The organism is Microcoleus sp. N3A4, assembly GCF_036701805.1.
Classification (GTDB): Bacteria; Cyanobacteriota; Cyanobacteriia; order Cyanobacteriales; family Microcoleaceae; genus Microcoleus.
In genome coordinates this window covers 107,880-124,707 of record NZ_JAUBRJ010000003.1, presented here as the reverse complement: position 1 = coordinate 124,707, position 16,828 = coordinate 107,880, and the positions used below count along the sequence as shown (strand labels likewise).

17 protein-coding genes and 1 pseudogene are annotated in these 16,828 nt (G+C 43.7%); 6 read left to right on the top strand and 12 right to left on the bottom strand.

Going from position 1 to position 16,828, the window contains the following annotated elements; genetic code table 11:
• The first annotated feature begins 15 nt into the window (after positions 1-15).
• Positions 16-399: a DUF6932 family protein gene (locus QUA56_RS02920; protein ID WP_333352972.1), complete on the top strand. Its 384-nt coding sequence runs from the start codon at positions 16-18 to the stop codon at positions 397-399.
• 59 nt (positions 400-458) lie between these two features.
• Positions 459-977: a DNA-binding protein gene (locus QUA56_RS02915; RefSeq protein ID WP_333352970.1), complete on the top strand. Its 519-nt coding sequence runs from the start codon at positions 459-461 to the stop codon at positions 975-977.
• Positions 978-1,301: 324 nt separating this feature from the next.
• Here the strand turns inward: QUA56_RS02915 and QUA56_RS02910 are convergent, their stop codons facing one another.
• From QUA56_RS02910 to QUA56_RS02890, 5 genes are all read right to left on the bottom strand, one after another.
• Positions 1,302-1,712, bottom strand: coding sequence for a hypothetical protein (locus tag QUA56_RS02910; protein WP_333352967.1), 411 nt, complete (start codon positions 1,710-1,712; stop codon positions 1,302-1,304).
• A gap of 42 nt (positions 1,713-1,754) precedes the next feature.
• Entirely contained in the window at positions 1,755-2,561 is an 807-nt protein-coding gene (locus tag QUA56_RS02905; RefSeq protein ID WP_333352964.1) for a hypothetical protein, read from the bottom strand.
• Positions 2,562-2,598: 37 nt separating this feature from the next.
• The gene (locus tag QUA56_RS02900; protein ID WP_333352962.1) at positions 2,599-3,711 is read right to left on the bottom strand and encodes an aKG-HExxH-type peptide beta-hydroxylase; all 1,113 of its coding nucleotides are present in this window, start codon (positions 3,709-3,711) and stop codon (positions 2,599-2,601) included.
• Between the two features lie 150 nt (positions 3,712-3,861).
• Positions 3,862-5,034, bottom strand: a complete 1,173-nt coding sequence (locus QUA56_RS02895; RefSeq protein WP_333352959.1) for a radical SAM protein — start codon at positions 5,032-5,034, stop codon at positions 3,862-3,864.
• A gap of 88 nt (positions 5,035-5,122) precedes the next feature.
• Positions 5,123-5,299, bottom strand: coding sequence for a hypothetical protein (locus tag QUA56_RS02890; protein WP_333352956.1), 177 nt, complete (start codon positions 5,297-5,299; stop codon positions 5,123-5,125).
• A gap of 198 nt (positions 5,300-5,497) precedes the next feature.
• Here QUA56_RS02890 and QUA56_RS02885 point away from each other — a divergent pair, with 198 nt between their 5' ends.
• Complete coding sequence (locus tag QUA56_RS02885) at positions 5,498-6,877, top strand: NB-ARC domain-containing protein (protein ID WP_333352954.1); 1,380 nt, start codon at positions 5,498-5,500, stop codon at positions 6,875-6,877.
• Positions 6,878-7,078: 201 nt separating this feature from the next.
• Here the strand turns inward: QUA56_RS02885 and QUA56_RS02880 are convergent, their stop codons facing one another.
• Positions 7,079-7,498 (bottom strand): hypothetical protein, encoded by a 420-nt coding sequence (locus QUA56_RS02880; RefSeq protein ID WP_333352951.1) that lies wholly within the window; start codon positions 7,496-7,498, stop codon positions 7,079-7,081.
• A 109-nt stretch (positions 7,499-7,607) separates the two neighbouring features.
• Here QUA56_RS02880 and QUA56_RS36720 point away from each other — a divergent pair.
• Positions 7,608-8,654 (top strand): annotated as a pseudogene (locus QUA56_RS36720) (ISAs1 family transposase); the annotation flags it as partial.
• A gap of 53 nt (positions 8,655-8,707) precedes the next feature.
• Here QUA56_RS36720 and QUA56_RS02865 read toward each other — a convergent pair.
• The 3 genes from QUA56_RS02865 to dusB all read right to left on the bottom strand — a co-directional run bounded on the left by QUA56_RS02865 (position 8,708) and on the right by dusB (position 11,676).
• Positions 8,708-9,358, bottom strand: coding sequence for an NAD(P)H-dependent oxidoreductase (locus QUA56_RS02865; RefSeq protein WP_333352948.1), 651 nt, complete (start codon positions 9,356-9,358; stop codon positions 8,708-8,710).
• 159 nt (positions 9,359-9,517) lie between these two features.
• Entirely contained in the window at positions 9,518-10,438 is a 921-nt protein-coding gene (gene argF, locus QUA56_RS02860; RefSeq protein ID WP_333352945.1) for an ornithine carbamoyltransferase, read from the bottom strand.
• Positions 10,439-10,662: 224 nt separating this feature from the next.
• On the bottom strand, positions 10,663-11,676 hold the full coding sequence (dusB, locus tag QUA56_RS02855) for a tRNA dihydrouridine synthase DusB (RefSeq protein WP_333352943.1): 1,014 nt from the start codon (positions 11,674-11,676) through the stop codon (positions 10,663-10,665).
• Between the two features lie 463 nt (positions 11,677-12,139).
• Here dusB and QUA56_RS02850 point away from each other — a divergent pair, with 463 nt between their 5' ends.
• Both QUA56_RS02850 and QUA56_RS02845 read left to right on the top strand, forming a co-directional pair.
• Entirely contained in the window at positions 12,140-13,732 is a 1,593-nt protein-coding gene (locus QUA56_RS02850; RefSeq protein WP_333352940.1) for a glucose-6-phosphate isomerase, read from the top strand.
• A 64-nt stretch (positions 13,733-13,796) separates the two neighbouring features.
• Positions 13,797-14,537: a response regulator transcription factor gene (locus tag QUA56_RS02845; protein ID WP_333352937.1), complete on the top strand. Its 741-nt coding sequence runs from the start codon at positions 13,797-13,799 to the stop codon at positions 14,535-14,537.
• A 10-nt stretch (positions 14,538-14,547) separates the two neighbouring features.
• Here QUA56_RS02845 and QUA56_RS02840 read toward each other — a convergent pair whose 3' ends face one another.
• The 3 genes from QUA56_RS02840 to murB all read right to left on the bottom strand — a co-directional run bounded on the left by QUA56_RS02840 (position 14,548) and on the right by murB (position 16,741).
• Positions 14,548-15,036, bottom strand: a complete 489-nt coding sequence (locus QUA56_RS02840; RefSeq protein ID WP_333352934.1) for a low molecular weight protein-tyrosine-phosphatase — start codon at positions 15,034-15,036, stop codon at positions 14,548-14,550.
• Positions 15,037-15,371: 335 nt separating this feature from the next.
• Positions 15,372-15,722, bottom strand: a complete 351-nt coding sequence (locus QUA56_RS02835; RefSeq protein ID WP_006634273.1) for a YbaB/EbfC family nucleoid-associated protein — start codon at positions 15,720-15,722, stop codon at positions 15,372-15,374.
• Between the two features lie 62 nt (positions 15,723-15,784).
• Positions 15,785-16,741: a UDP-N-acetylmuramate dehydrogenase gene (murB, locus tag QUA56_RS02830; RefSeq protein WP_333352931.1), complete on the bottom strand. Its 957-nt coding sequence runs from the start codon at positions 16,739-16,741 to the stop codon at positions 15,785-15,787.
• Positions 16,742-16,828 lie beyond the last annotated feature (87 nt).

The following is a 16,828-nucleotide window of genomic DNA, read 5'->3' as shown; positions in this document are numbered from 1 at the left end:
AATGAGTGTGAGAGAGTGATTCCAGAATTCGATGAAAAGGGCAATCTACCACCGGGAGTTCATTTCTGCGAATGGGAGGAGTTTAACGAGAGATTTGGTACGACTGTCAAAAGACAGAACATGATAGAGGGATTGAAACTGGCAATGATCCAGTTAAAAGCAGCAGGTAGTAGAACTATTTATATTAATGGTAGTTTTGTTACCAGCGAAGAAAAGCCTAAAGATTTTGACGCTTGTTACGATCGCGAAACTGTAGACATGAATAATCTGAGAGTTAATGCTCCTAGATTGTTTAATCATTATGACCGAAATGCCCAAAAAGCTAAGTATAGAGGGGAGATTTTTCCCTCTGACCAACCTGTAGGTAATTACGGCGATAATTCCTTTGATTTTTTTTAAACTGACAGAGACAAAAATAAGAAAGGAATTATAGCGATAGATTTAATGAGGTGGGAACCATGATTAAAAATGAATCACAATATGAATTCAGTAAAGAATGGGTAGAAAGGTTTAACAAAACTATAGCAGCAATGGAGCGGGATGAAGAAGCAAAAACAAAGGATTTTCTCAAATGGGATGCAGGTAGAAGTGCGATCCAATGCCATTTAGATCAATTACATGAAGAAATAGCAGAATATGAAAGATTGATTAAGTGTGACAAAAGCAAGCCGATCGAAATTGTAGTTGAGAATTTCAATAAACTGTCAGATGCTTTAATTAAAGCTCGGATGGCAGCAAAAATGAGCGAGGAAGAGCTAGCAGAAATTTTGGATATTGACCCAGAACGAATCAAGGAACACGAGAAGAAAAATTATCAAGGTGCTAGTTATCTGGAACTTCTTGATATTAGCTTTGCTTTGGGATTGGAGTTTAAAAATGCTGTGATGCAGGTAGATTTTGAGGAAATAGAGGCGGTTAAAAAAACAGCGGAAAGATGGCGCCAACGAAAAAGGGAGAATGCAAGTAAAATAGCCTAAAGATTTGGATAACTTGCTCAGGCAAAAATCAGAGTTAATTTGGTTTGTTGGCTGTGAATTAGCTAGGGTTCTCGCTCTTTCATTTTAGCCTCTCGTTTATCATAAAAAAGAAAGGGCGATCGCACCTGGCTGAAAAAATAGTAAGGGATCTCGCTCTTTCATTTTAGGCGATCGGTTATTAGAAGCAACAAAGGGCGATCGCTCTTGATACGTGTTCGGGCGATCGCTCTTTCATTTTAGGATCTCGCTCATCGGAAAAAATCAGAAGGGCGATCGATCTTGATGCGTGCTGGGGCGATCGCTATCCATGCAAGCATCTCTACTTCATACACTAGGCTGCTCCATAAAGTTTTTTAGAGCCGTAAGAAACTTACCATTAAGATTCATAAAATCTTCCCACTTAAAACCGCCAAACTCATCTCCCCAACCATGTGGCAGGAATACTTGGCGATCGTCGATTTTGAACCATTCTGCCGATTCGTGAAGCTCCAAACTTGCCACGAGGTTCGCAAAAGCGTGTAAGGCATCTGATGGTGTTGATATCGCTGACAGCTTTACTGTATTATTAATTGTTAACCCAACCTCTTCCCCTTCTTCTTCAGAATGAGGTAAGGATGGACATCTAAGAGAAATTAAAGCTTTTTCCTTATCGATTCGACGGATTAAAAATCTATAACCTGGCTTATAGGATAGTCTTTTTGCTAACTCACCCAATAGCATAAAATTTTCTTCCATGATTTTCACACTCTTGTTTATTGGACAATAATACCAACTTCATTAACTAAATATGGAGCGCAGCGTGAAGAATACATCAAGATTATGGGTTCCTTCCGTACACCCATCATGAGTAATATGTTCTGTAGGAGCTATATAAGCCTCGCCTGGATTAACTCTCAATTTGACAACCGGATAATTTGGAAAAAGCTGCATGAATGCCATGCAAATTCTTGAACGACCCGAAATTATACTAACTGCATTACCATCTGTCTCGAAAATTAATCTATACAACTGGTCAATTGATAAATTTATGAACAAAAAATAGCGCGGTTCAGAACCTAGATTGATCGAGATACGATGCAGAGATGAGCCACGCTGATTATCGATGTGGAGACCAACGCGACAGCGCTCGCTGTCCACAGTTACAGTCATCTGTTTCGGCTCGTTCCAGTCAATTCTATACTCGCTTAATTCTGCACTTTGCATGCGAAATGTTTCAATATACTCATGAATTAGAGCGACCCCTTTTTTTACCCTCTCTGTTTGTAAAATATCCTTCAAAAACCTACGATCTTCTAGCTTATTTAGCTCTTTCAGACAATCTAAAATATTTTGAGGAATATTTAGAATACTTACATAAAGACTTTCTAGCTTCTCAAGCTTAGTGTTAAAAAGGATTTGTTGTTCCATTGAAGTAAGCGATCGCCACGGTAATCGAGGGACAAGAGCATTATTACAGTAAGGAGTAGAACCGCAATCTGTCGAAACACTAGCTGGCTCTGTTCCCGAACTTAAGAAAAGGCGATCTTTCAAATTTATGTCGCTATCACTGCAAACGATTTTTATTCCTTCCATCAGTTGATTCACACATCCAGCCTCATCGATCGATTCATATTACTATAAACTAAGACCAATTGCTGCGACCTGATTTAATAGTCACTCGCAAATTATCAACACAAGAACTAACTAAAACCTTACCCGCATCAGTTAAGGATTCAGACTTTATTAAACCTTGATAAGCTATATCAGTAAAACTCAGTGTTTCAACCCAGTAACTCTCAGCTTCCGAGTACAACTTTTCAGATGAAAACCAAGGAGAAGATACAAGTTTAGCCCATACAGCCGCCCCGGCTGAAAATGTCAGTAAAGCATGAATCACCTGTCTAAGAGGACGAGCTCTGTTTTTCCAAGGAGAGAAAACCTCTGGTGAATTTCCGTCTGTTGTGTATAGACGCACATTTTTTTCAACCAGATTAACTTTCGTATGAAAAAATTCATGCACCATTTGTACGCACAAGTGACATCTTTCTTCCATTCGATCGGCTTCGGGATCGAAGTCTTGCCAAGCCCAACCAGGCAAGTGTGATACAGAACCTGCCTTGCGCGTAGTTGGAGAGTAACGAGGTAAGACAGTGTAAACTTTCATCAGGCGACTCATGCTGACACCAAGTCCGATATCTAGGAATGGAAGCATATCCAAACAGAGGCGGATTTCATCATGCCTGGTAGTTACAGCCGAAATATCATGAACATAATCTTTTTCAATGAAATTAAACTCATTTCCCGCTGCTGCTGGTTGAGTTATTGCTGTGGAAATCCGAATTCCCGATCGTGTAAAGCTGTCTGACCACCAAGTTATGCGATCGCATTTATCATCAATTAGCACCTCAATTGCTTGTTCTGTAATTTCTCCTAGATCGCTATCTCGCGTCACAGCCCCCGCTTTAGCTAGCGTAGGAAAACAAAGAATAGAGCCGGCAGTGACTTTTACGTTTCTGAGAGGATCTAAACCTAAAGTCAAGCCCCCACTCAGCGGTGAAAACAGAGTATAAAAATTAATTAATAATTCCTGAATCCTATCAGTATCACCGCTGACATAAGCTTGAAAAAGTGATCGAGCTTTTGCTTCCAGTTCCCGATATTGCAAAAACAAACCGCTCAATATATCCACATCATCGCTTTGTTTTAGAAGCGCCGCTGCTAGCTCATAACCTCGATCGCTAAGAATATGTAGCATGGCTATGTGTCGGGTAGCTGACTCCTCGACATATTTAATCAACGCATTGTGGTAGAATAGTTGAGTATCATCTAGCTTACAGGTCAACTCCAAGTCAACAGTTCCAATCTTAGTCTCTTGCTCGGCACACACGATCATAACGCAACGTCCTTATGAGATACCTGATAGTTCAGTGGACAAATAATCTCTGATGTGATCGATGAGAATTATTAAATCTTCACAATAAATTGATTCCAGATTAAAGCCATGCTCGGAACTATAACGATGAGGCAGATATCCGCCACCACAGATATCAAACAAGCGACAATCAAGGCACTTTTCCGGTGCAGAAAACTGCTTCTTAGATAGTGCTGTTACGAGTGGCAAACACTCTAAAGCTTCTATCGGATGAGAAGCGAGCGACATACCTGTTTTGGTAGCACCATGATATGCAGTTTTCAGAACATCTAGTCCGTGATAAGTGCCATCAGTCTCAACCACAATAACTCCATCACTCAATGCCCCATAGGAATCATAGCCTCTCTTTCCACCCATTAAAAGCTTCATGATAGTTCTGAATATACGAACTTCCATCTTGGTTTCTGAAGCTAACCAATAATCGAAAAGAGCGGATAGCCATCGACCAAAAGTTCCTGGGGGATACTTATCGTAGGGAAAAGTATCATAGTTGAAGTCTGGCAGTAGAAAATCTATAGCAGTGGTGTTTAGTTCCTCAAAGAATGTCAATAGCTTATAAGGATCTATTTCAGGATTCGCAACTGTGAGAAAACCTCCAAACACAGACTCCCCAGACTTGGGATTACGCAACTTTTCTACACCAGCTATAATCTGCGAAAAGCTGCCACGCCCTTTGGCATCAACTCGCATAAGGTCGTTCCATTCTTGCGGCCCATCAATACTCACACCAGCACGCACTTTGAAGTCTTGAAATACCTGTACTATGTCATCGTCTACGAGCGTTGCATTCGTTTGAAGTCCGAATTTGATATCCGCTTCTATATCCTGAAAACTACTTCGCAAGATAGTGAAAAACTCTCTAAGCTTAGTGGCTCCGAGTAGCAGAGGCTCACCCCCATGAAAGACCACAATAAGCTGCTTTAACTTACGATCGCGAACATAGCTACTGAGACGATCCGCCAGAAGCTGGATCGTCTCAAGACTCATCAAAACTGGCTGCTCTCTCCAAGTTTGATCTGGGTGTTCGTACATATAGCAATAGGAACACTTGAGATTGCAACGACTGACGATTTTAACTACAACAGTTGTTATAGGTCGGACTTCGTAGAACTCTGTTCTTTGGGGTAGAAGCAACTCAAGTGACATACATTCATTTTCCTTCAAAGCTGTAGAACCAAAATCATTGTTGGGGAAAAGCCTTCCCAGGCAACCGCCCTATCGGTAAAAAGCTGACTCAATTAGTACTGTGACTACTGAAATCCAACCATTCAATAGGTGCTTTACCCATCCGTTCCGCTTGAATCGCTTGAATCGCAGCTACAACTTTTGGATTGATTTTCTGTAGCTGTTCCTCTTTCAAATCATTAACTGCAATTTCAGCAACAGGTTTAGAACCAAGATAAACTGTCATTTATTTGCCTCGCACATTTGATTGATTTAGCATTGTCCTATTATTTATGGAAATTAAAGATTTGTCTACCACAAAAATGTTCAATTTTGCCTACAATTTTTCCTTGTTTCACTCTAATTAATCTATTTTTGTACAAAATTGTTCAAAAAAGCGGGTAAATGTGTATAATACATAAAAATTTCACATATCTCTTATCCCATGAACCTAAAAGAAGCTTTAAAAATCGCGGATAAAATAATCTTCGAGAAAACGGGTCAACACCTGGACGATTTACAAGCAGCGGTTCTGCGGGGAACTCTACAACGCGAGACATACAAGCACATAGCCAAAGACTTTGACTGTTCCGAAAGTAGTGTTCGGAAAGTGGGATCGGAATTATGGCAAATACTTTCACAAGAGTTGGGAGAAGATATCAGTAAATCAAATTTACGATCGGCAATAGAGAGATTGCAAGTCTCCTTATTTTCATCAAATGTTGCACAAGACTCTGTGCAAATTAGGAATATTAATTTTTGTGGAGAAGCTCGATACCCGCCAGATATATCAACGTCACATCCAGATAATGACGAAATATCTAACGCAAAAGAAACCAAAACTCTACATCAAGATTTAAGCGAAATGCCGGAGTTGGGTAATTTCTTCGATCGCACCCTCGAACTCCACACCCTCACAACCTGGATTCTACAACAAAACTGCCGCCTCATCACCCTCACCGGCATCAGCGGCATCGGCAAAACATCCCTAGCAGTAAAACTCGTACAACAAATCAAAGACGAGTTTGAATACGCAGCTTGGTACACACTAGACGAATTCCCCACCATCGATAAATTTCAATCTAACCTAATACAGCTTTTTTCCCAGTCAGAAAAACAAGATTCATCCCCAACAAACCAGAAACGCTTACCGCTGATTAAGTATTTACAAAACCATCGCTGTTTAGTAGTCTTGGATGACGTTCACAACCTTTTCTGTAGCAGGGAATTGGCAGGAAAGTATAAACCACAATACGAAGAATATCGCTCCCTATTCAAACAAATAGAAAAATTATCCCATCAAAGTTGTTTTCTGCTAGTCGGTTGGGAACCACCCAAAGAAGTTCCTCAACTCACCAGCGAAAATACTCCCATTCGTACCTTACAACTCACTGGTTTAGACACCGCAGCCGCACGGGAAATCCTCAGAGATAAAGGATTAGCAGAAATCGATAACTGCGAAGCACTCATTCACCGCTACCAAGGCAATCCCTTCTGGTTAAAAAGCGTGGCGACTTTGATTCAAGAGTTAGGAATCGGTGCGACTGAGTTATTAATAGATAATACCATATTGTTACCCGAAGATTTGAAAGATGTTTTACAGCAGCAGTACGATCGCACTTCCGAACTAGAAAAACAAGTCATGTCATTGTTGGCGGCAGAAAACCAGCCAGTCAACGCCGCCAAATTGCTACAAAACGGACAAATATTATCATCAGATTTGCTAAACGCATTGCAATCTCTATCGCGGCGCTGCTTGATAGAAAAACAGGAAAGTCTTTACACTTTGCCACCTGTACTGAAGCAATATATCAAAGGGTTGTAACTGAGATGTTGCACCATCTCAATCAGCCTTTAATGGGCGGGCATCCTGCCCAACCCCTACTCCCCACAAAAAAATTAATTGTTTGTGGAACAGGCCTGAAAGGGTGAAAAAAATGGCTGCAAGACAGTTCTAATAAGCTTTGCCGCCCTTTTACCTCGTTGATAATTTGACCGTTTATTGGGGTGTAAACTAATATATTCTCTAACTTCTTCTTGACAAATATCCATAAAACTTATCCAAATTTCTGCCCGCATACCCACTTGAAATGTACTGTGCGAACGATAAATACGTTTGGGTTGTTTGGGACGAGCTACATATTTTTGCGCCCACTTTTATGACTAATTTTCCTTCAATAATTGTCGCTGTATAAGCGATGCTTACTAACAACATTAAGGTCAATATCCTGGGTTTTGATACTTGGGCCTCTTCAATGTTATAGCCACCGCTTTTATAATCTCTAAACATTTCTTCTATATCAAATCTTTGTTTATAAGCGCTTATAGCAGCTTTTAATATTTTAAAATTAGTTAATATAAACCATCCTTTTTTGACTGTAACTCCACGATATTTTCCTTTCCACTTACAAGCGACGTTAGCTTTAAATCCTTTAAATCTTGTCACTTTATTACGGATAAAAATAAAGACATTCCCGGTCGAATTCCTGAATTTTTTAAGTCTAAGCTGTTGAACATTTAAAACAGATTGTATGGTGCGGAGCGTCCGAAAATTTTCTCTTCAAAAATTAGCTCAATGGATTAACCAATTAATCGGGTCAGTTGGCCCGCGAAGCGATCCCGATTGATGGCAAAAATCTGAGAGGGTATTATGACGCCTGAAAAAGGGGTAAAAAACTTACATTTAGTGACGGCGTGGGCGAGTGAACATCGGTTAGTCTTGGAACAAGTCAAAGTTGAAGACCATTAATCATGAAATCACAGCGAACCCGGCATTATTGGAATTAATTGACATCACCGGAGCCATTATTAGGATTGATGCGATGGGGACGCAAACCGAGATTGTTCGGCTGATTCGTCAAAAAAAGCCGATTATGTAGTCACCTTAAAAAGTAATCATCCAACTCTTTATAATAAGCGTCAAAACCTGGTTTGAGATGGCGAAAGCTCAACAGTTTGAGGGAATTGAAGTGAGTCATTCGATTTTAGATTTTAGATTTTGGATTTTGGATTGACCCCACGGATAAATTCGGGGGCTTGAGGATTTTAGATTTTAGATTTTGGATTGATTCCACGGATAAATCACGTGGCGGGTACCATCAAGAAATTCTTGGTCAGGATTCTCGAACGGAAAAGGGACATCCGGAGCGTCGAAATTAGAAAAGTTTGGGCGGTGTCCGTGGCGGCATTAGGAGGGCTTTATAAACAAGAACAATGGACAGATATTCAGACGATTGTTTTTGTAGAACGAGTCCGTCATCTTTGGAATAAAACCACTCAAGAGGTACAGTTTTACCTAAGTTCTTTACCAGTGGATGCTCAGCTTAATGGCCGTGCAATTCGTCAACATTGAGGGATTGAAAACCAAGTTCATTGGACAATAAAAGTTACTTTTAATGAAGACAAATGCTGCATTCGGTCGTTCAACAGTCCTCAGAATTTGACTCTTGTAAGACGAATGGCACTTAATGCCATCAATCAAGAAACGACTCTCCGACGTAGTTTGCGACAAAAAAAAGAACCGAGCGGCGATGAATGATGACTATGTGATGCAGATTCAAAGAGTGCTTGTGTCAAGCCTGATTGAGATGCTCTTACCCTGACTCCCCACAAGAGTTTGATTGTTTTTTAACATACAATTTAAATGCAGAACAGCTTATAAAGTTTCTAAGATTTCTGACTTAGGGAATCTTACTTTTGCGAGTGAAGCATACTTATCTGCTTCAGAGCGATAGCCAGCCGCACAAGCTACGACGGTAGTAAAGCCTTTTGCAGAAAGACCCAACAGGCGATCGTAATTGACAGGTTCAATTCCTTCCATTGGACAGGTGTCAACACCAAGCAATGCAGCACTGGTCATAAAGTTGCCCAGTGCAATATAAGTTTGGTGCGTTGACCATTGATTGATATTAAAACTGCGGCCACCATCAACCAAGTCACTGACGATTAGATTCCGATATCCTGCCATTGCCTCTACAGTCCCGCCTCGCACCTCGGCAGTGCGGGCAACAAAGCGATCGACATCCTCGGAAGTGAGATTCTTTTTAATCGCGAACACGACATAATGAGAGCAATCAGTAACCTGTGACTGATTCCAGGAGAGAGGCTTGAGCTGTTCTTTAAGTTCCGAGCTGGTAATAATCAGAAATTTCCAAGGTTGAAGCCCATAAGAAGATGGTGTTAACACTAACGCATCTTCTAAAGCTGTCCAGATTTCTGGAGCAATTGTTTTGGCTGGATCGAACTGTTTGGTGGCATATCGCCATTTGAGATTTTCGAGTAAGTCTGTCGTAGTGATGTGATTCATTTCTTTTACTTAAGAGATTGCAATTAATCATGGTTGAAACGGATAATTACAGGCTGGTTGCAAATAATCCTGGTTCAAATGAAATGATAGCGGAAGCGGTCTGCAAAAAGTAGCGAGCAGGTCGATTCGATCCCCGACAGACTAATTTTTAGCTAATTCCTAATCGCTTTCGAGAATACCCGCCAGCAAAGCTTGCTGAACGTGCATCCGATTTTCGGCCTGATCCCAAACGCGCGATCGACTTCCTTCAATTACCGCATCCGTAATCTCTTCATCGCGGTGTGCCGGCAAACAGTGCAGTACAATTGCATTCTTATCTGCCAATTCTACCAGTTGTTCGTTGACTTGAAAAGGCTCAAACAAAGGAATCCTGCTTTTCGCTTCCTCTTCCTGTCCCATACTCGCCCAAACATCGGTATAAATCACTTGAGCGTTTTTCACAGCGGCTGCCGCATCAGCAGTCACAGTAACTTCGGTGTTTCCGCTAGCAATTGCCTTCGCTTTTTCCACAATCTCAGGATTGGGCATAAAATCTTGAGGGCAAGCAATTCTTACGTTCATCCCCGTCATTGCACAGCCCAACATCAGCGAATTTGCCATATTGTTACCGTCGCCAAAATAAGCTAAGGTTACTCCTTCCAGCTTGCCAAAACACTCTTTTACTGTCATTAAATCCGCCAGCACTTGACAGGGGTGTTCGTCATCAGTCAGGGCATTAATTACAGGAATTTTAGCATAATTAGCAAAAGTTACTAAATCTTTTTGCTCGAAAGTCCGAATCGCCAAAATGTCTAAATATCTGTCTAAAACCCTGGCTGTATCTACTAAAGGTTCGCCGCGGCTGACTTGAGTAACGTTGGGATTGAGGTCGATTACTTGCCCTCCCAATTTGTACATTGCCACTGTAAAACTCACCCGCGTCCGCGTCGAAGCTTTGGAAAACAACAAGCCGAGAACTTTATTGCGTTTCAGCTTTACCATTCCCGACTTTAAACTGGCGGCAAGATCCAACAAGTAATTTAATTCATCAATACTTAAATCTGCCAAACTTAATAAATCTCGTCCTTTTAATGAGTCCATATTTACCCCACACAAATTTTCAACTGTGCCTTAAATCTTAGCCCGCAGAGGCGGGTTTTGTTTTCGTTCCCGCTGGCGATCGACTTTTTGCAGTCCTGGACGCAATTATCACATTTTAACGACGCTGTATGGTGCGTCAGTCTTGAAATTAGTACGAAAAATTCTGATTTTCTCAACTGACGCACCCTACTAATTATGCCAGTTACCTCCGGGACTGTTTTTGTTCAACTTGCGGGCAATTGCTCGATCGCGCGATCGATCGAATCGCAACCTTGTTCCACCGTTTCTACCACAGCCAACACGCCCCGCAATTCCCCAGCGCCGGGGAAACCCTTAGCATACCAGGTTAAGTGCTTGCGAGCTTGGCAGACACCACTTTCACCTTTATATTCCCACAATGCCCGCAAATGTTCCTTAGCACATTCGAGGCGTTCAATTGGTGTCGGAGCTATCTTTTCTTCACCAGTTTTCAAGAAATAATCAACTTCTCCCACCAAAAAAGGATAGCCCAAAGTTCCCCGCGAACACATCACTCCATCGGCGCCGGTTTCTTCCAGACATCGCATCGCTGCTTCCACTGAAAAAATATCCCCGTTAGCAATAACTGGAATCGATAAAACTTCTTTCACTCGGCGAATCCACTCCCATTTTGCCGGGCCGGTGTAACCTTGCGATCGAGTGCGGCCGTGCACGGTAATCATTTTTGCTCCCGCATCTTCCATCCGCTTCGCAAATTCCAAAATATTAATTTCTTTGTCAGTCCAACCGATCCTAGTTTTAACCGTGACAGGAACATCTACCGCTTCCACAACAGCCCGCACAATTGCCTCGGCCGTTTCCGGGTCTCGCAGCAGGGAAGAACCGCCGCCGTTTTTAGTAATTTTGTTAACCGGACAGCCCATATTAATATCAACAGTATCCGCTCCTTCTGCCACTGCTTTCTGGGCCGCTTCTGCCAAGAAATCCGGCCGGCAGTCAAACAATTGAATGCTAATCGGGCGCTCGTTCGGGTCAACTTCCATAATTCTCGGCAGTTGCTTCACGTAGTGCAAACCCGTAGCGTTCACCATTTCCGTGTACATCATCGAATCCGGCGCGTAGCGGCGCACCAGGCGGCGAAATACCAAATCGGTAACGCCGGATAACGGCGATTGCAGGACGCGGCTTTTAACTTCAAAATCGCCGATTTTGAGCGGAGTTGCTAATCTTTTTTGTAATTCGGGAGAGAGAGCAAGCATAGTCGATCGCACTTAAATTCTAATATCTGTATATTATACTACACTTCAGATAGTTTACCGTTGTTAACTATCTTTTTAGCCGATTATTGAGTGACAGCTAAAAGTATGTTTAACCTGACCGCAATGCCTATTTTACAGATCCCGATCGCCCGAATTTGAATATTGTGAAACCAGGACTCAAACGCCAACGCCGACCACAGTTAAATCTCTGTGCCGCTTCGATATATCTATGGGGTGTTGCCATTAATGGGCGATCTACCTACAAAGAGTGTTGTGCAACTCATATTTTTCTTGTTTAGTTCTGCCGAATGCTCTGACTGCCTTCTGTTCCGGCTGCTTTCAGACGACTAATGCTTAAATTTATTGGGATTCTGCAAAAGCCGTACATCAGATCGTTTTAAACTACAATTGGTGGATTCCTGACGACGCCGATCGAACATTAAAAAAATTGTAGAGAATTCCTATGGACGCCGCAGCACTCTGGCAACGCTATCAAGACTGGCTTTACTATCACGAGGGATTGGGACTTTACCTCGATATCAGCCGCATGGGATTCGACGACGCTTTCGCAGCAGCACTGAAGCCCAAATTTGACAAAGCTTTCAAAGACATGGCAGCTTTAGAAGCAGGTGCGATCGCCAATCCCGACGAACACCGCATGGTGGGCCACTACTGGCTGCGAAACCCCGATTTAGCTCCCACTCCAGAATTAAAACAAGAAATAGTCGAAGGCATAGCACAAGTCGAAGCATTTGTCAAGAAAGTTCAAAACCGCGATATTAAACCGCCCTTTGCTCCGCAATTTACCGACATAATTTCGATCGGCATCGGCGGTTCCGCCCTCGGCCCCCAATTTGTCTCCGAAGCTTTATCCCCAGACATTCCGCCCCTAGCAATTCATTTTATTGACAACACAGATCCGGCTGGGATCGATCGCATCCTCAACAAAATCAAAGACAAACTCGCCAGCACCCTAGTAATTACTATCTCCAAATCCGGCGGCACCCCCGAACCCCGCAACGGCATGATCGAAGTTCAAAAAGCCTTCGCCGCCGAAAAACTGGATTTTGCCAAACAAGCAATTGCCATCACCGGAGCAGACAGCAAACTAGACAAATTAGCCAAATCCGAAGGCTGGATTACCACTTTTCCAATGGCCGATTGGGTGGGAGGACGCACTTCCGAATTGTCAGCAGTCGGACTTTTGCCAGCAGCTTTGCAAGGCATCGACATTCAGGCGATGCTCGACGGCGCTAAAGTCATGGACAAAGCTACCAGAATTCCCGAAATTAAAAACAATCCTGCCGCCCTGTTAGCAATGTCCTGGTATTTTGCTTGCAACGGACGCGGCGAAAAAGATATGGTAGTTTTGCCGTATAAAGATTCACTGCTATTGTTCAGCCGCTACTTGCAGCAATTAGTCATGGAATCGATCGGCAAACAGCAAGATTTAGACGGCAACACAGTTCATCAAGGAATTGCAGTTTACGGCAACAAAGGCACCACCGACCAACACGCTTACGTCCAGCAACTGCGAGACGGCGTGCCGAATTTCTTCCTAACATTTATCGAAGTTTTGCAAGACAGACAAGGCATTTCCCCAGAAGTAGAAACCGGCGTCACTTCGGGAGATTATTTGTCTGGTTTGTTGCAGGGAACTCGACAAGCTTTGTACGAAAATCACCGAGATTCAATTACTGTCACAATTCCCCAAGTCAACCCTCGGACAGTAGGAGCATTAATCGCCCTCTACGAAAGAGCCGTAGGTTTTTACGGTTCCTTGGTGAATGTCAATGCCTATCACCAACCGGGCGTCGAAGCAGGCAAAAAAGCGGCCGCTGCTGTGTTGGACTTGCAGCAACGGGTACTGCAAGTGCTCGAAGACGCTCAAACACCTCTGTCCTTAGCAGAAATAGCCAAAAAAGCAGGAAGGCCAGAGCAAATCGAGACAATTTACAAAACTCTGCGGCATTTGGCAGCCAACGGGCGCGGCGTAGCTTTGGAGGGCAAATTAGCACAGCCTGCTACTTTAACTGCAAGTTATCAAGAGAATTAAACAGTAGAATTAAACATTAAAAGTGAAATTAGTCACTTTTAATGTTTAATTTTTAATTCCTCCCATGCCCTTGACGATTCTGGTTGCTGACGACGATTTCGCGACTCGCTTGTCGATTACCGATTATCTGGAAATTACCGGATACTCTGTAATCCCTGCTGAGAACGGCAAAGAAGCTTTAGGCTTGGTAGAGGAATTTCAGCCCCACTTGATTGTTACTGACATTACAATGCCCGAGATGGATGGCTACGAATTTGTGCGGCGAGTTCGGGCTCGTCCCGCTTTCCGCTTGCTGCCGGTGATTTTTTTGACGGAACGCACGAGCACGCAGGAACGGATTCGCGGCTATCAGATGGGGTGCGACAATTATCTGGCTAAGCCTTTTGAACTCCAGGAATTGGGGGCGGTTATTCGCTCTTTGCTCGATCGCTACGCTCTAATCGCTCAGGCACCGTCTCGTTCCCCGGAACCCGAACCGACGCCAACAGAGGCCCGCAGCAGAGCCAATGGCAAGCCTGAAGCGCATTTTTTCACTCAAAAGTCAGAAACCGACGATTCCCTACGGGATAGCTCCGCTTCACGCGCATCTCCAAGCCAAAATGCTCCGACTTTGACGCAGCGAGAGCGAGAAGTGCTAGATTTGCTGACAGAAGGTCTTTCTAATATTCAAATAGGCGATCGGCTCCATCTCAGCCCTCGAACTGTCGAAAAGCACGTCAGCAGCTTGTTCAGAAAAACCGAAAGTAACAACAGAGCAGAACTTGTTCGCTTTGCGATGGAACACCATTTAGTCGGTAATTGGTAATTGGTAACTGTTAATTGGTAATTGTTAATTTTTCCTGATTTATAACATACTCCAACAAACCCTCGGAAGCGTCCAGCAGCAAATCAATTACTCGATCGAAACCCTCCGGGCCGCCGTAGTAAGGGTCGGGCACTTCTTTAAGGTCGTATGTTTGGCAAAAATCGCACATCAACCGCACTTTATCTTTATATTTTCCCAAATTATCGAGGGCAAGAATATTCCGATAATTCTCCCGATCCATCGCCAGAATCAAATCAAAATTCTCAAAATCTTGCCTTTGAAATTGGCGGGCTTCGCCTAACAATTCAATTTCTCGCTTCCTCGCCGCCAATGCCATCCGCCTGTCAGGGGGGCTGCCAATGTGATAGCCGCCTGTTCCGGCAGAATCGCAGGTGATGCGATCGCTCAAACCTGCTTTTTCTATTAAGTGATTCATAATATTTTCTGCTGAGGGCGATCGGCAGATGTTTCCGAGGCAGACAAACAATAATTTAGTCATTAGTTAGTAGTTAGTAGTTAGTAGTTAGTAGTTAGTAGTTATTAGTTATTAGTTAGTAGTTATTAGTTAGTAGTTATTAGTTGTTAGTTGTTAGTTGTTAGTTATTAGTTATTAGTTAATCAACAATCAACAGTGCTAATTTGTAGGTGCGTCGCTTTCAGAGTCAATATGCAAGTTCCATCGAACATGGAGCAGCGACGCACCTTACTATAGCGGTTTTCCAGAAAGTTTAATCAGTCAACAGTCAACAATTGACTGCGGTTTTCCAGAAAGTTTAATCAGTCAACAGTCAACAGTCAACAGTCAACAATTGACTGATGACTGATGACTGATGACTAACCGAAACCGGGGAGATTCAGTCCGCCGGTGAGTTCTTCCATTTTCTCCCGCATCGTCATCGTAGACTTAGCGTAAGCATCCTGCATCGCCACCGTGACGAGTTCAGAAACCACATCAGCACCTTCACCGAGAGCATCCGGCGAGATTTCCACGCGGCGGGGTTCTTGGTTGCCGCTGAGAAAAACCTTGACCAAGCCACCGCCGGCAGTTCCCTCAATTTCCATTACATCCAACTCTTCTTGGAGCTTTTTAGCTCCTTCTTGAACCTGCTGAGCTTTTTTGAAAGCTTCAGTCAGCTCTTTCATTTTGCCCAGGCCGAAGCCAAATCCTTGTCCTGATTTTGTCATAGCTACTTTGTGATGGTTTGTGGGCTGGCAGTCTGCCGTTTCCTTATTACTTTAATAATGCCCTAGAAGGGAAACTCTCCCAGTATTCTAACTTCTGGCTCCAACAACAGCGACCACCGCTGCTCGACTTGCTGTTGAACGTGGCGGATCACTTGAAAAATATCATTGGCCGTTGCCGACCCGCAGTTAAGAATAAAATTAGCATGGCGCTGAGCTACTTGCGCCCCGCCGATCTGGTATCCCTTGAGTCCCGCTTGTTCGATGAACCAACCTGCCGTCTTCGGGCCGGGGTTGCGGAAGACTGAGCCACAGCTCGGTAAGTGGTAAGGTTGAGTTGTCCGCCGCTGGCTGAAATGGTCATTAGTTTCTGCCATTACTTGCGATCGGTCGAATCCCGGCTTTAGCTGAAAAGTCGCTTCAGTCACCAGGCGATCGCCCCCTTGCAGCACCGAAGTCCGGTAGCGGTACTCCAACTCTTGGGGAGTCAAAATTTCCACCTTGCCGCCAGGAGATAGGACGCGAGCGTTGACCAGAATATCAGCAGTACAGCCCCTGTGAGCGCCTGCATTCATCACCACAGCCCCTCCCACGGTGCCCGGTATGCCGACTGCCCATTCTAGACCTTTCCAGCCCCGTTTAGCCGCCAACCAAGCGAGGCGGGGAATTGACTCCCCCGCCCCGGCTGTAACTTGACCTGTTTCTGGATTAAAATTCACCTGTTTCAGGTAGCGAGTGCCGACGACCAAACCGGACAAACCCCGATCGCTCACCAACAAATTAGAACCCGCACCCAGCAGAGTCACCGGCACCCCTTCATCGTGCGCCCAGGCAAAACTCGCTTGCAAAGCCTCCATACTGCGGGGAGCAATGTACCACTCGGCAGGGCCACCGACTCGGAAGGAAGTCAGGCCCGCCAGCGAAACTTGGGAGTTAATCTTGCAATCAGTTCCCCGCAAAGAAATAGGAGAATACACTCGCCGATTGTCCTTAACAGAGGAGTCATTCGAGATAGTCACCATCTTGAAAATCCTTAAAAATACCTGCGCTCGAAGACGTGGTTGAAAATTCATTTACCTAACTTATGCCGCCCCTTTGAGCGATCCGCC

Coding starts and splice junctions, on each gene's coding strand:
- QUA56_RS02915 (WP_333352970.1), top strand. CDS start 459: ATGATTAAAAATGAATCACAATATGAATTCAGTAAAGAATGGGTAGAA.
- QUA56_RS02910 (WP_333352967.1), bottom strand. CDS start 1,712: ATGGAAGAAAATTTTATGCTATTGGGTGAGTTAGCAAAAAGACTATCC.
- QUA56_RS02900 (WP_333352962.1), bottom strand. CDS start 3,711: ATGCTACATATTCTTAGCGATCGAGGTTATGAGCTAGCAGCGGCGCTT.
- QUA56_RS02895 (WP_333352959.1), bottom strand. CDS start 5,034: ATGTCACTTGAGTTGCTTCTACCCCAAAGAACAGAGTTCTACGAAGTC.
- QUA56_RS02890 (WP_333352956.1), bottom strand. CDS start 5,299: ATGACAGTTTATCTTGGTTCTAAACCTGTTGCTGAAATTGCAGTTAAT.
- QUA56_RS02885 (WP_333352954.1), top strand. CDS start 5,498: ATGAACCTAAAAGAAGCTTTAAAAATCGCGGATAAAATAATCTTCGAG.
- QUA56_RS02865 (WP_333352948.1), bottom strand. CDS start 9,358: ATGAATCACATCACTACGACAGACTTACTCGAAAATCTCAAATGGCGA.
- argF (WP_333352945.1), bottom strand. CDS start 10,438: ATGGACTCATTAAAAGGACGAGATTTATTAAGTTTGGCAGATTTAAGT.
- dusB (WP_333352943.1), bottom strand. CDS start 11,676: ATGCTTGCTCTCTCTCCCGAATTACAAAAAAGATTAGCAACTCCGCTC.
- QUA56_RS02850 (WP_333352940.1), top strand. CDS start 12,140: ATGGACGCCGCAGCACTCTGGCAACGCTATCAAGACTGGCTTTACTAT.
- QUA56_RS02845 (WP_333352937.1), top strand. CDS start 13,797: ATGCCCTTGACGATTCTGGTTGCTGACGACGATTTCGCGACTCGCTTG.
- QUA56_RS02840 (WP_333352934.1), bottom strand. CDS start 15,036: ATGACTAAATTATTGTTTGTCTGCCTCGGAAACATCTGCCGATCGCCC.
- QUA56_RS02835 (WP_006634273.1), bottom strand. CDS start 15,722: ATGACAAAATCAGGACAAGGATTTGGCTTCGGCCTGGGCAAAATGAAA.
- murB (WP_333352931.1), bottom strand. CDS start 16,741: ATGGTGACTATCTCGAATGACTCCTCTGTTAAGGACAATCGGCGAGTG.